The sequence below is a fragment of the Nonomuraea sp. NPDC005650 genome, assembly GCF_040605375.1.
Taxonomy (GTDB): Bacteria; Actinomycetota; Actinomycetes; order Streptosporangiales; family Streptosporangiaceae; genus Nonomuraea.
Genome location: NZ_JBEXCR010000017.1, coordinates 96880 through 109955, shown reverse-complemented (window position 1 = coordinate 109955; position 13076 = coordinate 96880). Strand labels below are relative to the sequence as shown.

The following is a 13076-nucleotide window of genomic DNA, read 5'->3' as shown; positions in this document are numbered from 1 at the left end:
ATGGTGTCTGCTCCGCTTTACGTTAGGTCGTGTTAAAGATTCTTTACATGGAGGGCGGGATCACGATGAGAGCAGTCACCTACCGCAAGTACGGCGCCCCCGACGTCCTGACCGTCGAGGACGTCCAGACCCCCACACCCGGCGACCAGGACGTGCTGGTGAAGATCCACGCCGCGGTGGTGACGGCTACGGACGCCACCTTCCGCGCCGGCGAACCGTTCTACTCCCGGATGTTCACCGGCCCCGTCAAGCCGAAGGCCGAGACGCTGGGCGGCGAGTTCGCCGGCGAGGTCGTGGCGGTCGGCAAGGACGTCACCCGCTTCGCGGTGGGCGACCGGGTCTTCGGCGACACCGGCCCGGCGTTAGGCGCCCACGCCGAGTACGTGCGCGTGCCCGAGGACGGGGCGCTGGCGGCCATGCCGACCGGCCTGGACTACGCCCAGGCCGTCGCCGTCCTGGACGGCGTGCTGACGGCCCTGCCCTTCCTCCGCGACCACGCCCAACTGCGGGAGGGACAGGAGATCCTCATCAACGGCGCCGCCGGCAGTGTGGGCGCGGCCGCGGTACAACTCGCCAAGCACCTGGGGGCGCGGGTCACCGGGGTGTGCAGCGGGGCCAAGCGGGAGCTGGTGAGATCGCTGGGCGCCGACGAGGTCATCGACTACGCCGCAGAGGACTTCACCCGCGCGGGCCGTACGTATGACGTCGTTTTCGACGCCGCGGGCAAGAGTTCGTTCCCACGGAGCAAGCGCGTGTTGAACAGCGGCGGCGTCTACCTGTCCACCGTTCCCTCCCCGGGGATCCTCCTGCAGTCGTTCTGGACGCGGAAGCTGGGCGACAAGCGGGCGATCATCGCCTTCACCGGTCTGCGCCCCACCACCGACAAGGCCGAGGACCTGCGCTTCCTGGCCCAGATCACCGAGGCCGGGCAGATGAAGCCGGCCATCGACGGCCGCTACCCGCTGGCGGAGGCCGCCGACGCGCACCGGCGCGTCGACTCCGGCCGCAAACAGGGCTGCGTCCTGATCACCATGGACCACGACGCCAAGTGACGCCAATGCCTCTGGTGCTGTTCGGACAGCCGGCTCCACAGCGTCTGCAAGCACCGGGCGACGCGCACCTGATGGCCGCCGCGCTCGCCGCGGAGGCGGGGCTCCCCGGCGGCGATGACGCCGACGAGGTGCGTTCGGCCCAGTCCAGGGTGTGCTGCCGGCCGGGCTGGACGCGGGCGGCGGCCCGCTCGAGTTCGGCGACGCGGGCCTCGATGGTGTGGGCGAACTCGCGGCGGGCGTGCTCCTGCCGGGTCACGTCGGCCAGGTAGTCGCCCGCCCTGGGGGTAGCTTCAGCCGAAGAAGACTCAGGTCCGTCGCACCAGCCCAAGACCACCGCATTAGAGCAGCCCGGAGGGCCGGGATCCCATCACGGGAGCCTGACCTCCGCGAACACCGGCCGATGGTCGGTGTGCCGCAGCTCCAGCACGCGGAAGTCCCGCACCGCCATCCGCGAGTCCGCCAGCACATGGTCGATCGTCACGCCGGGCGCGCGCAACGTGCGGCCCAACGCCTGCGGCCAGGTCGCCGTGAATCCCCGCCCCATGACGTCAGCGGCGTCCCGATAGCCGGACGCCAGCAGCTCACGCATCGGCAGGTGGTCGAGCGTGGCGTTGAAGTCCCCCGCCAGCAGCCGCAACTCCCCGCCGCCGCGCGGCAGCGCGTGGAGACCGCCCTGCCAGCACGGTTGCCGGCCGGTACGTTTGGGCGCACACGGGTGCACGGAGACGATCTCCACGCGGGCTCCGCCGGGATGCGCGAGCCACGCCCTGGCCTGCCCGAACGCACCCAGCTTGATCGTCTCTCCGGCCGTCAGCGGATACCGCGCGTACACGGCGGACCCGCCGACCCCCGGCAACGGCCGCGCGACGGCGTGCGGCAACGCCTGGCGCAGACCCGCCTCCTCCAGCCGCCGCATCGCGTCCGGCGTGAGCTCCTGCAACGTCAGCACGTCCGGCCGCACCTGGCCGACCAGGGCCACCAGCTGGGCCGTGTCCGCCTGACCCACCATCAGGTTGACCGCCAGCACCCGCAACACCGGCCCGCCCGCAGCCGGATTGCCGTCGGCGAAGGCCCGGGGCACGACGGCGAGCCCCAACGCCACCACGGCCGCGATCCCCACCACCCCCGCCGCCCGCCGTCTCAACACCCACGCCAGCGCCCCACCGGCAACCGCCCCGGCCGCCGCATAAGGGGTGTACGCCACCATCGGCACCCACGGCCAGTCCGGCTCGAACCCGCTCAGCCGCAACAGCGCCCACCCGGCGAACGGCACGACAGCGATCCAGCTCATCCATGTACGCACACCTCGTATCGCCACAAAGCCCGATGTGCGTTCACGCGAAGGTGTTCAGCGTGCGTGCGGTTCCGTCGACTCTGGCCCATGCCGGCCCTCGCCCCCAACACGACGGTGTCCTCAGACCGCTCGTACGTCCGGCTGAACTGGCCGCGGTCGCCCACGCGCCGATGCAGCACTGCGAGCACGGGGCCCATGGGCCACTGCGACCGGCGGCGCGCCGAAGGAGATCGGGTACGCAACACCTTCCACCGGATGCCTCTATAACTGCCTGCGGACGACGACGTGCGGCGTTCCTGCCGCCGGTGACGGCTCCTGCCTGACGCCCTCGGCGACGAATCACCCGGTCAGGGATGTTGGTCGCCCGGCAGATGCCATGGCAGGAGAACCGGCTCCCGCGGCGGGCGTCCGCCGACGAGCCGTGTCAGCAGCGGAGCGAGCCCCGCCGGCACGACCGGCTCGGTCGCCGACGTCAGCTCCGGTAACGTCCACCAGTGGAAACGATCAGTGACCGCACGTTCCTCTTCGTCCATGCCGGATGTATCCACCTCCATGTCGTGCACGCGTAGCACGAAATAGGAGTCATGCCCGGAAAAGACCTCGCCCTGCATGGCCCATGTCCCTACGCTCGTCGCCACCACTCGTCCCAGGGCCTGAGGGGTTACCACGTGACCGAGCTCTTCCCGCAGCTCCCGAGCCGCCGCCTGCTGCGGGGTCTCTCCAGGATCGATGGCGCCTCCCGGGGTGAACCACGCATAGAAGGGTCTCTCGACCTGGAGCAAGAGGCCGCGGTAGAGCAGGAGCCGATCCAGGTGATCGATCAGCAGCACCCGGGCTGTCGACCGGGAGATCATCTTGTCCATGACACGACCCTACGCAGGAGGCCACACCAGCTCGCAGGGTCGAGCTGTCCGGGTTCCGGTTCCGCTTCTCGGTGTCGGCCTGAGTTGGCGAGCTCCGCGCGCGCTCAGGGGGCGGGGAGGCTGCTTCGACCGGCTTGATCTACAACCAGACCGTACGCCGGTGTCGCCCGTGACTGATGGTCCACAATGGCCTGCATGTCTGCTACGCCCGAGAAGCATGTTGAGGCCGCATCTTCGTCGCGATTCAACGACTACGACAGGATCGCCGGGGGGTACACGGCCGAGAACGAGACCAGTCTCGTGAACGCGTACTACGAACGGCCCGCGATGCTGGAACTCGCCGGGGATGTGACCGGAAGGCGCATCCTCGACGCCGGTTGCGGCTCGGGTCCCCTGTTCGCCGAGCTGCGCGATCGAGGCGCCCTCGTCACCGGCGTCGACGCGAGCGCGGGGATGCTGGAGATGGCCCGACGGCGGCTGGGTGCCGACGCGGATCTGCGGGTCGCCGACCTGGCCGGCCCGCTGCCCTTCCCCGACGACGCGTTCGACGATGTCATCGCGTCCCTGGTGCTGCATTACCTGGAAGACTGGGGACCGACACTGGTCGAGTTGCGACGCGTGCTGAGGCCTGGCGGCCGACTCCTCGTCTCGGTCGATCATCCTTTCGTCATCACCCTCTTTCAGCACATGGCCGGGGAGAAGCCCAAGTACTTCGAGACCCGTAGCCGGACCGAAGAATGGACCATGGGCGGGCAGACCGCCCAGATGAGCTTCTGGGACCGGCCGCTGCACGCGATGACCGAGGCCTTCACCGCGGCCGGCTTTCGCATCAGCGTCATCAGCGAACCGCCGTTCGTGCCGGAAGCCCGCGAACTGTTCCCCGAGGAGTTCCGCGAGATCACCGGCCCGAGGTTCCTGAGCTTCCTGTTCTTCGTTCTGGAAGCCGACTGACGGCGCCTCATGGCTTGGCGCTTCAGCGGGCGATTCCCGCCGACTGAAGCGCTGAGTCACAGTCATGGACAGCAGCTGATGATGCCGATGACCTCGGTGGTGGTGTCGGGGACGTCCGCGCCAGTGGCGACCACGTACCGGACCGGGCAGGTCACCCTGTCGAAGACCGGGTCGATGTTGCTCTGGGCATGCTGCTCGGCGGACATCTTCCCGGCCATGCCCATCGTGGAGTGTAAGGGCAGCGACCGGCGCCACAGCCGCCGGATCCGCTCCTCTGCGTAGGAGAAGTCGAACGGGTACGCGCCGTCCACGGACACCACCCCCAGGACGCGGTCCGGATTCCGGCCGGCCCAGTGCAGCGCGACGGGCGCGCCATAGGACCAGCCGACCAGAAGCGGCCGGTCCACGCCCCTGGCCGCAAGGACGGCGCCGACGTCACGGACGTGCGCCTCGAACGAAGCGGCCGCGGCCTCGATCGGCCGCGGGCCCTCATGTCGTAGGTGATATGCCGGTAATCGCTGCCGAGTTCGGCGATGACACGCCGCCAATACCGCTGATTGGCGAACTGGCCGTTGAGGTAGAGCACGGAAGGGCCGGGCCCACCGGTGTCGGTCACGGCCAGCGCGGTGTCGTCGACCGGCACCATGCCGATCCAGGGGGAGTTGACGTTGGCCACCCGTTCAGCTGCGGCGGCGCCACCTCGCGGGCAACTCTCGCGGCGTCGGTATCCGCCTCATCGCGGACGATCCACCCCATCCGGTGCCGGTCGACCTGCTGGCCGGGCTGCTGAGGGAATGGATGGGCGGTCAGCTCGCCTCTGAGTGTGATGGACGGTCGCCTGGTCACCGCGTTCACACGGTCACAGGCCGATGTTGGACTTGGCGCCCATGTAGGAGCCTGCGCCCGGCCATCCGGTCCGTGCCAGCTCGACGAAACGCGAGGAGAAACCGATCGCCGGCAGGTCGGCCAGCGGCAGGAACCGCACGCCGCGGATCGGCGTGGTGTCGGCGCCCTCGGTGACCGCGCCGACGCTGCCACCTGTGCGAGTGGCCTCGAACGTCAGATGCACGACGTGGGTCCCCCCACCGGGCAGGTGGTCGCACACGTACAGCAACCGGCCGACCTCGACCTCGACGCCGGTCTCCTCGCTCATCTCCCGGGCGAGGGCGTCGGCGAGGCTCTCACCCTCCTCCACCTTCCCGCCGGGCAGCGACCACGAGCGGCCGGTGTCGGTGTCCTGGTCAAGGAGCAAGATGCGATCACCCTCGACGACGACGCCGGTGACTCTCACTTTCATCACCGCGGCACGCTATCCCACGAGGTCGTGTCATGTGCCGAGACCAGGCAGGTGGTGGCGGCGGCCGGAGGGTTGGGCACACAGGTGCACCCTCGCCGAGGGAGTGGCAGTCCGCGGACAGCCGGCCCGGCATCGTGCATCTCCTGAAGGAGATTTCCGACCTGGACCTGGATCCCGCTCACGTTGTCATCGTCTACCACCCCTGCTACGAGGCGTTTGTCGCCTGGGCCACGAGATCTTGAGCCTCGACAGCTGTGGGTGGCGTTCGGCGACAACCTGGACCCGGTGTCCAACCCGCTGGCCGCACTGCGGCAGTCCGCCCCCTGCGCAGGTGCTGGACAACCTGATGATGCTGGAGGGCCGGGCCTTCGGTTGACCTTGAGTTGACTCTAGGACGAATAATTCCGCCCAAGACCCGACGTGGATGGGCAGCATGAGGGGATGTCGTATGAAGTACCGCACGATCGGCAGCGATCCGAAGACCCGCCGTGATGTCAGCGTGCTGAGTCTGGGGGCGATGCTGTTCGGCACCGCCATCGACGAGGCGACGTCGTTCGCCATTCTCGACCACTTCGTCGAGGCCGGCGGCAATTTCCTCGACACCGCCAACAATTACGCCTACTGGGTCAACGGCACGCAGGGAGGTGAGAGCGAAGCGCTGCTCGGCCGCTGGCGGCATAGCCGCAACGTCGGCGATGAGATCGTCATCGCCACCAAGCTTGGAGGGCGGCCCAACGCTCCGGCGAGCGGCCTCAGCCACGACCTTGAAGGCCTGTCCGCCCAGGTGATCAGGGAGTCTTCGGAGCGAAGCAGGGAACGGCTCGGCGTGGACAAGCTGGACCTGCTGTACGCGCATGCGTACCTCGAAGGTTCGACGGTGCCGCTGGAGGAGACCGTCGAGGCTTTCGCGGATCTGGTTCAGGGAGGCGCCGTGGGTCTTCTCGGGGCGAGCAACCACTGGGCCTGGCGACTTGAGCGGGCCCGGAACCTGGCGGCCGGGGCAGGTCTGCCCGGTTATGAGGTCCTGCAGTATCACCACTCCTACCTGCGTCCGCGCACCGATCCGCCGACGCTGCGGTCCAAGGACGGAAACTTCGGCGTGGTCGAGGGGAACCTGCTCAGCTATCTGAGAGCCGAGCCCGGGCTCACGCTGGTCGCCTACTCGCCGTTGCTGGGCGGCGGTTACGTACGTGAGGACAAGCCGCTCGATGCCGCGTTCGACCACGCCGGCACCCCTCGGCGGCTGGCGGCACTGCGGGAAGTGGCGCAGGAGACCGGAGCGACAGTCAACCAGGTGGTGCTCGCCTGGCTCATCGGTGGCGAGATTCCGGTGATCCCGTTGGTCGGCGCCTCGTCGGTCGAGCAGTTGGAGGAGAGCCTGGCCGCGGTGGATGTGGAGTTGACGGCGGACCAGCGGGCGAAACTCGACGCCGCGTACTGAGCGCGACTTTGACGGAGACTCTGGACTGCCGGCTGCGGCCGACGAAGCCGGCATAAGGTTCTGTGTGTTCCACCCCCCAAAACCGGCTTCTCCTGGTGTTCGTCGTCACGCTGAGCCTCCTGGTGCCCGGTATGCCTCCTGCCCTCGCCGGTGATCCGGCCGACTATCCCGAGTACCCGTACCCGACGAGCGATGAGGGCGCCTATGACGAGCCTCATCGGGGCCAGTTCCACTTCAGCCCGCGCAGCGGGTGGATGAACGACCCCAACGCCCCGCTGTACTACAAAGGCACGTACCACCTGTTCTTCCAGCACAATCCGCACGGGCTCGGCTGGGACACCATGCACTGGGGACACGCCGCCAGCCCCGACCTCGTGCACTGGACGCAGCGGCCCGTCGCGCTGGAGCCGGTGCAGGCCCGGCGGACGATCTCCGCGAGCACCCCGCTGGCCGGGGTCGCGGGCGACACCTACGAGGTCATCGCCGAGTTCGACGTCGCCGGGGCCACGGCGTCCGAGTTCGGCCTGTTGCTGCACACCCGCGCCGACGGGGGCTATGACCGTAAGGTCGCCTACGACCGCGCCGGCCAGACGTTGTACGGCGCGCCCCTCGCGCCCGAGCGTGGCCGCGTCAGGATGCGCGTCCTCGTCGACCGCGGCCAGCTCGAGATCTTCGGCAACGACGGCAGGCTCTTCTACAGCGACAACGTCGACTTCTCGGCCGCGCCCGGCAGCCGGGGAGTGGCGGTGTACGCGGCGGGAGGCCGGGTGAAGCTGGTCTCACTGAAGTATCACGACCTCGTACGCACCTGGCCGCCGTCCACGTCCGGCACCAACCCCGGCAGCAACATCGCGGGGCCGTGGCGCCCGGTCGGCGGCGCCTGGACCAGCCTGGCCGACGGCAAGACGGGCACCGCGCTGTCCGGCGGCAACGCCTTCTACCTGAGCGGCCGGACCGGCACGGACTTCACCTACGAGGGAGATCTCCGGCCCGATCGGCCCGGGGCCGCCGCGGCCCTCACCTTCAGGGCCGGCGTCGACCTGGCCACCCATTACACCGCCAACGTCGACACGGTCGGCTTCGTACGGCTGTGGTGGCCGGGGGCGGTGCTCGCCGACTTCCGCACCGCGATCACGCCCGGCACCTCGTATCACCTCAAGGTGGTCGCGAACGGGCCGCGCATCCGGGTGTACTTCGGCGGCGGCGCCGAGCCGGTGATCGACGTGACGGACACCGCCACCGGCGGCGGCTATTTCGGGCTCAACGTCTGGAACGGCACCGGCACCATCCGCGCCGCCACCGTCACCTGACGGCCCGCCCGTCCGCGGTCCCAGAGCGCCGCCGCGCGAACACCGGGCCGCCTGGCCGTCCGTGATCTCAGAGCGCCGCCGTGCGAATGGCCTCCCAGTGGTCTCAGGGCGCCGCCGTGCGAAAGCCCGCGTTGCCCATGCTGGAGTCCGGCGTGTTGGACGATCTGGCGGCGTTCCGGTAGCGGTTGCAGTAGGAGTCGTGGCACAGGTACGAGCCGCCCCGCAGCACGCGCAGCACCGGCGACACCTGGGAACGCGGGTTGCTCGCCGGCCCCTGCGCGCGGGCGCGTTTGGCGTACGCGCGTGGGTCGAAGGGGTCGTCGCACCATTCCCAGACGTTGCCCACGGCCTGCCAGAGCCCGAAGCCGTTCGGCCGGTACGTGCGCACGGGCGCGGTGGCCGGCCAGCCGTCCTCGGCGGTGTTGCGGTCGGGGAAGGAGCCTTGCCAGATGTTGGCCTGCCAGCGGCCCCGCTCGTCGAGGAGGTCGTCGCCCCAGGGGTAGCGGGCCCCTTCGAGGCCGCCGCGGGCGGCGCGTTCCCATTCGGCCTCGGTGGGCAGGCGCCGTCCGGCCCAGGCGCAGTAGGCCTGGGCGTCGTGCCAGGTCACGTGGACGACGGGGTGGTCGTCGCGCCCGTCCAGGTCGGAGCCGGGGCCTTCGGGGTGCCTCCAGCCGGCGCCTTCGACGGCGAGCCACCACGGAGCGCGGGGCGAGCGGCCGATCACGGACGCCCGCGGGTGGACCAGCGTGTGGAAGACCGCCGAGGATCCGGCGGTCTCGGCCTCGGTGCGATAGCCCGTGTCGTCGGCGAAGCGGGCGAAGTCGGCGTTGGTGACGGCGGTGGCGTCGATGTCGAACGCGTCGAGCGCCACTTCGTGCACCGGCGTCTCACCGTCTCCGGCCAGGCCGTCGCCGAAGGCGTCGCCCATGCGGAAGGTCCCTGCCTCGACGCGGCACTGCTCGATCAGATGGACACCGCGCCCGGCGGGAAGCGGCCCCCGGGCCGGTGGCGGCGCGAGGCGAGGCGTGCAGCAGGACCTATCGACAGAGCGTGACACTTGTGTCATGGTATCACCATTCCACTTGTGGCACGGTTAACTCCGTTACAAGGACGGGCACATTTGATGAAGCTTGAGATTCTGCTGCTCGGCGCGCTGCTCAGCCGCCCCAGCACCGGCTACGAGCTGAAGAGGTTCTTCGATACGCACGGCCGGTTCATGCGCTCGAACACGACCATGAGCCAGGCCTACCGGACGCTGGCGGCGATGGAGGAACGCGGCTGGGTCGAGCACACGATCGAGGAGCGCGCCGGGGCGAGCAACGCCAAGCGCTACCACGTGACCGAAGAGGGCCACACGGTCTTCACCGACTGGCTGACGCGCCCGTACAACCCGCCGACGCGCTTCCAGGAACCGGACCTGTACGCGCGGCTGGGCAGCGCCGGTTTCATGACGGTCGAGCAGGTGATCGGCATCCTCGACGTCGAGATCAACACCCGGGTGGCCGAGGTCGCGCGGTACCGCCATCGTGACCGCAGCCGGTTCGACGAGCCGCCACGGGGCTACGACGTGGAGCTCGGCAGCCAGATGGACGAGTGGCTCCACCGGCGTGGGGCCGAGGCGATGGACCGCCACATCGCCTCGCTCATCGAGCTGCGCCGGCGGCTCCTCGACGGTGAGCCGATCATTTCCGAGTCCGCCGAGGAGGCGACGCGATGAAGGCCGTCATCTTGATGTTCGACAGCCTCAACAGGCACCTGCTCGCCCCCTACGCCGACACCTTCGTCGACGCGCCCAACTTCGCGCGCCTGGCGGCCAAGGCCGTGACGTTCGACAACTTCTACGCCGGGTCGCTGCCGTGCATGCCCGCGCGCCGCGAGATGCACACCGGCCGGTACAACTTCCTGCACCGCAGCTGGGGCCCGCTGGAGCCGTTCGACGACTCCATGCCCGAGCTGCTCAAGCGCGCGGGCGTGCACACGCATCTCGCCTCCGACCACCCGCACTACTGGGAGGACGGCGGCGCGACGTACCACACCCGCTACAGCACCTGGGAGTTCTTCCGCGGCCAGGAGGGCGACCCGTGGAAGGGCGTGGTCGGGGACGACGGCGGCGCGGCGGGCCCGTTCGGTGCGATGAAGCGGCAGGACGCGATCAACCGCACGTACATGGCGACCGAGGCCGAGCACTCCCAGACGCTCACCGTGGACGCCGGGCTGCACTTCCTCGAGACGAACGCGGACGCCGACCGGTGGCTGCTGCAGATCGAGCTGTTCGACCCGCACGAGCCGTTCTTCACCCACCAGCAGTACAAGGACCGCTACCCGCACGACTACGACGGGCCCGCCTTCGACTGGCCGCCGTACCAGAAGGTGCTGGAGCCGAAGGAGCAGGTCGAGCACGCCCGCTACGAGTACGCGACCCTGGTGTCCATGTGCGACCGCTCGCTCGGCCGCGTCCTGGACTTCATGGACGAGCACGCCATGTGGGACGACACCATGCTCATCGTCAACACCGACCACGGCTTCCTGCTCGGCGAGCACGGCTGGTGGGCCAAATCGGTGATGCCGTGGTTCAACGAGCTGGTCCACCTGCCGATGTTCCTGTGGGATCCCCGCACCGGCGGCCGGGACCAGCGCAGGGGAGCGCTCGCGCAGACCATCGACATCGCCCCGACCGTGCTGCGCTACTTCGGCCTCGAACCCACCCCCGACATGCAGGGCCACGACCTCGCCACCACGGAGGGTCACGAGGGGGCCCTGTTCGGCATCCACGGCGGGCACGTCAACGTCACCGACGGCCGCTACGTCTACATGCGCGCGGCCAAGGACCAGGCCAACGGCCCGCTCGAAGAGTTCACCCTCATGCCCACCCACATGCGCACCCGCTTCTCGGTCGCGGAGCTCCAGGAATGGGAGCCGGCCGAGCCCTTCACCTTCACCAAGGGCCTGCGCACGATGCGCATGCCCGCCTCGCCCACCTGGATGAACCCCTGGCGGCATGGCACCCTGCTGTTCGACCTGGACCGCGACCCGGCGCAGGAGGCCCCGATCGTCGACGACGACGTCGAGCTGCGGATGATCGAGCTGCTGCGCCGCCTCATGGTGGCCGCCGACGCGCCGGCCGGCCAGTTCGAACGCCTGGGCATCCCGCGCGAGGGCGAGGTCACCCGCGAGCACCTGCTGATCCGCGAGCAGCGCGAACGCGCGGCGGCCGTGGCCGTGCCGCTGCCCATGGGGGCGGACCTCCAGGCGGAGCCGCTGCTCCGCACGCCTCTCCTGGAGCTGCTGCGGATCACCGGCGCCAAGGACGTCCTCGCGCAGGAGGCGCCGGCGCTGGTGCAGTCGGAGCTGCTCGCCGCACCCGTTTCCATGAGCCTGCTCGACCTCGCCCGCCTCGGATACGTGCCCGCCGCGGTCCTGCGCCGCATCGACGAGCAGTTCGGTCTTCTCCCGGTTACACCCGTCGCCTCATCCGATTGAGGCCGGCGTCTCTCCACCGCAACACTGCAGACAGGGGCACCGCATGGATGCCAGCGCCTCCACCGCGTCCGTACAGCCAGGAGCGGCTCAGGCCGCCAACGTCCCCCATCGCTGGCGCAATCTCGCCGTCCTCTCCGGCGTGAGCGTCGTCGACAACACCGAAGCCGGTCTCATCAACACCGTCTTCCCCACGCTCGCGGCCGCGCTCCGGCTGGACAGCGGTCATCTCGGCGTCATCGCGGCGCTCGGCAAGATCGCCAGCGTTCCGGCCGGCCCGTTCTGGGTGTGGCTGTCCGGCAGGATAGGCCGGCGCGGCGCGCTGGTCGCCACGACGGTGACCGGCGGCCTGTTCGGCATCGCCGCCGGTTTCTCCCAGAACTTCGTCCAGCTCCTCATCTGCTGCACCCTCATGTCCGCCGCGGTGATCGGCGGCTCTCCCATCGCCATGGCCGTCATCACCGACTCCTTCCCCGACGAGCAGCGGGCCAGGGCGAACGGGATCTTCTTCGGCACGCTCCAGCTCGCCGCCATCGTCCTCGGGCCCGTCATGGCGATCTTCGTCGGGCTGGAGGACGGCTGGCGCTGGGCGCTGTGGACCCTGGGCGGCGTCTGCATCCTCGCCGGGCTCGTCGTCGCCGCCTTCTTCACCGACCCGGGCATCGGATCCGCCGAGAAGCAGCTCGCCGACCTCTCGAGCGAGGACCGGGCGAAGGCGAAGGTCACCGTCGCGTCCGTCGCCGGGCTGTTCCGCATCCCCTCGTACACCGTGATGATGCTGAGCCGGCTCCTGTCGGGACACCTGCTGATCGTCATCTTCGGCGTCCAGTTCCTCGTCACCGAGCGGGGCATCGACAACGCCACCGCCATCCTGGTGGCGCTGCCGTTCGGCCTCGGCTACAGCGTCGCCACGCTGGGCGCCGGGTTCATCCTGCCGCGGCTCGACCGGATCATGCCGGACCGGGGCCGCGTCCTGGTCCTGCAGCTGGCCCAGATCCTGTTCGCCGTCATCGCGTTCTTCGGCACACAGTTCCGGTACGAGGACATCGCCGTCTACGCGGTCTTCTGGGCCTTCCTGGGCGCCTGCCAGGGGCTGAACCCGCCGGTCAACCGGCCCATCGTGGCCGCCGTGGTGCTGCCCGAGCTGCGCGGGCAGGCGTACGCGATCTGGTTGTCGGTGTTCGAGACGATCGCGTGGGCGCTGTTCTCGCTGCTGGCCGGCTCGCTGGCGGCGACCCTCGGCATCCAGGGCGTGTTCCTGTGGGTGCTGGTCATCCTGATGCTCGTCAACGGCCTCCTGCTCTCGATCCTGTACGTCACCTACCCGCGCGACGCCCGCCGGATCGGCCAGGCCCTCGAACTCCGCCGCAGGGAGGCGCTGGCGGACTGAG

At 69.6% G+C, this 13076-nt stretch carries 13 protein-coding genes; 8 read left to right on the top strand and 5 right to left on the bottom strand.

Going from position 1 to position 13076, the window contains the following annotated elements; translation table 11 throughout:
- The first annotated feature begins 29 nt into the window (after window positions 1-29).
- Both ABZS69_RS28670 and ABZS69_RS28665 read left to right on the top strand, forming a co-directional pair.
- On the top strand, window positions 30-1052 hold the full coding sequence (locus ABZS69_RS28670; RefSeq protein WP_355377964.1) for an NAD(P)-dependent alcohol dehydrogenase: 1023 nt from the start codon (window positions 30-32) through the stop codon (window positions 1050-1052).
- Window positions 1053-1057: 5 nt separating this feature from the next.
- The gene (locus tag ABZS69_RS28665; RefSeq protein ID WP_355377963.1) at window positions 1058-1321 is read left to right on the top strand and encodes a hypothetical protein; all 264 of its coding nucleotides are present in this window, start codon (window positions 1058-1060) and stop codon (window positions 1319-1321) included.
- 98 nt (window positions 1322-1419) lie between these two features.
- Here ABZS69_RS28665 and ABZS69_RS28660 read toward each other — a convergent pair whose 3' ends face one another.
- Complete coding sequence (locus tag ABZS69_RS28660; protein WP_355377961.1) at window positions 1420-2343, bottom strand: endonuclease/exonuclease/phosphatase family protein; 924 nt, start codon at window positions 2341-2343, stop codon at window positions 1420-1422.
- A 350-nt stretch (window positions 2344-2693) separates the two neighbouring features.
- Window positions 2694-3209 carry an NUDIX domain-containing protein gene (locus ABZS69_RS28655; RefSeq protein ID WP_355377959.1) on the bottom strand — a complete coding sequence of 172 codons (516 nt, stop codon included), beginning with the start codon at window positions 3207-3209 and terminating at the stop codon, window positions 2694-2696.
- Window positions 3210-3395: 186 nt separating this feature from the next.
- Between ABZS69_RS28655 and ABZS69_RS28650 the strand changes: the two genes are divergently transcribed.
- Entirely contained in the window at window positions 3396-4160 is a 765-nt protein-coding gene (locus ABZS69_RS28650; protein ID WP_355377957.1) for a class I SAM-dependent methyltransferase, read from the top strand.
- A gap of 62 nt (window positions 4161-4222) precedes the next feature.
- Here ABZS69_RS28650 and ABZS69_RS28645 read toward each other — a convergent pair whose 3' ends face one another.
- Together ABZS69_RS28645 and ABZS69_RS28640 are read right to left on the bottom strand one after the other, a co-directional pair.
- Window positions 4223-4708, bottom strand: a complete 486-nt coding sequence (locus ABZS69_RS28645) for an alpha/beta fold hydrolase (RefSeq protein ID WP_355377955.1) — start codon at window positions 4706-4708, stop codon at window positions 4223-4225.
- 311 nt (window positions 4709-5019) lie between these two features.
- Window positions 5020-5457, bottom strand: a complete 438-nt coding sequence (locus ABZS69_RS28640; RefSeq protein ID WP_355378215.1) for an NUDIX hydrolase — start codon at window positions 5455-5457, stop codon at window positions 5020-5022.
- A 448-nt stretch (window positions 5458-5905) separates the two neighbouring features.
- Between ABZS69_RS28640 and ABZS69_RS28635 the strand changes: the two genes are divergently transcribed.
- Both ABZS69_RS28635 and ABZS69_RS28630 read left to right on the top strand, forming a co-directional pair.
- A complete protein-coding gene (locus ABZS69_RS28635) occupies window positions 5906-6898 on the top strand; it encodes an aldo/keto reductase (RefSeq protein WP_355377953.1) in 993 nt (330 codons plus the stop codon).
- Window positions 6899-7029: 131 nt separating this feature from the next.
- Window positions 7030-8208, top strand: coding sequence for a GH32 C-terminal domain-containing protein (locus ABZS69_RS28630; RefSeq protein WP_355377951.1), 1179 nt, complete (start codon window positions 7030-7032; stop codon window positions 8206-8208).
- Window positions 8209-8311: 103 nt separating this feature from the next.
- Here the strand turns inward: ABZS69_RS28630 and ABZS69_RS28625 are convergent, their stop codons facing one another.
- On the bottom strand, window positions 8312-9265 hold the full coding sequence (locus ABZS69_RS28625) for a formylglycine-generating enzyme family protein (protein ID WP_355377949.1): 954 nt from the start codon (window positions 9263-9265) through the stop codon (window positions 8312-8314).
- Between the two features lie 66 nt (window positions 9266-9331).
- Between ABZS69_RS28625 and ABZS69_RS28620 the strand changes: the two genes are divergently transcribed.
- From ABZS69_RS28620 to ABZS69_RS28610, 3 genes are read left to right on the top strand one after another with little or no spacing between them, the layout of a single operon-like run.
- Complete coding sequence (locus ABZS69_RS28620; RefSeq protein ID WP_355377947.1) at window positions 9332-9925, top strand: PadR family transcriptional regulator; 594 nt, start codon at window positions 9332-9334, stop codon at window positions 9923-9925.
- On the top strand, window positions 9922-11688 hold the full coding sequence (locus tag ABZS69_RS28615) for a sulfatase (RefSeq protein WP_355377946.1): 1767 nt from the start codon (window positions 9922-9924) through the stop codon (window positions 11686-11688). The genes ABZS69_RS28620 and ABZS69_RS28615 overlap by 4 nt, the downstream gene beginning before the upstream one ends.
- Window positions 11689-11731: 43 nt before the next feature.
- On the top strand, window positions 11732-13075 hold the full coding sequence (locus tag ABZS69_RS28610) for an MFS transporter (protein WP_355377944.1): 1344 nt from the start codon (window positions 11732-11734) through the stop codon (window positions 13073-13075).
- The last annotated feature ends 1 nt before the right edge of the window (window position 13076 follow it).

Coding starts and splice junctions, on each gene's coding strand:
- ABZS69_RS28630 (WP_355377951.1), top strand. CDS start 7,030: ATGCCTCCTGCCCTCGCCGGTGATCCGGCCGACTATCCCGAGTACCCG.
- ABZS69_RS28620 (WP_355377947.1), top strand. CDS start 9,332: ATGAAGCTTGAGATTCTGCTGCTCGGCGCGCTGCTCAGCCGCCCCAGC.
- ABZS69_RS28635 (WP_355377953.1), top strand. CDS start 5,906: ATGAAGTACCGCACGATCGGCAGCGATCCGAAGACCCGCCGTGATGTC.
- ABZS69_RS28665 (WP_355377963.1), top strand. CDS start 1,058: ATGCCTCTGGTGCTGTTCGGACAGCCGGCTCCACAGCGTCTGCAAGCA.
- ABZS69_RS28650 (WP_355377957.1), top strand. CDS start 3,396: ATGGCCTGCATGTCTGCTACGCCCGAGAAGCATGTTGAGGCCGCATCT.
- ABZS69_RS28640 (WP_355378215.1), bottom strand. CDS start 5,457: ATGAAAGTGAGAGTCACCGGCGTCGTCGTCGAGGGTGATCGCATCTTG.
- ABZS69_RS28610 (WP_355377944.1), top strand. CDS start 11,732: ATGGATGCCAGCGCCTCCACCGCGTCCGTACAGCCAGGAGCGGCTCAG.
- ABZS69_RS28655 (WP_355377959.1), bottom strand. CDS start 3,209: ATGGACAAGATGATCTCCCGGTCGACAGCCCGGGTGCTGCTGATCGAT.
- ABZS69_RS28660 (WP_355377961.1), bottom strand. CDS start 2,343: ATGAGCTGGATCGCTGTCGTGCCGTTCGCCGGGTGGGCGCTGTTGCGG.
- ABZS69_RS28615 (WP_355377946.1), top strand. CDS start 9,922: ATGAAGGCCGTCATCTTGATGTTCGACAGCCTCAACAGGCACCTGCTC.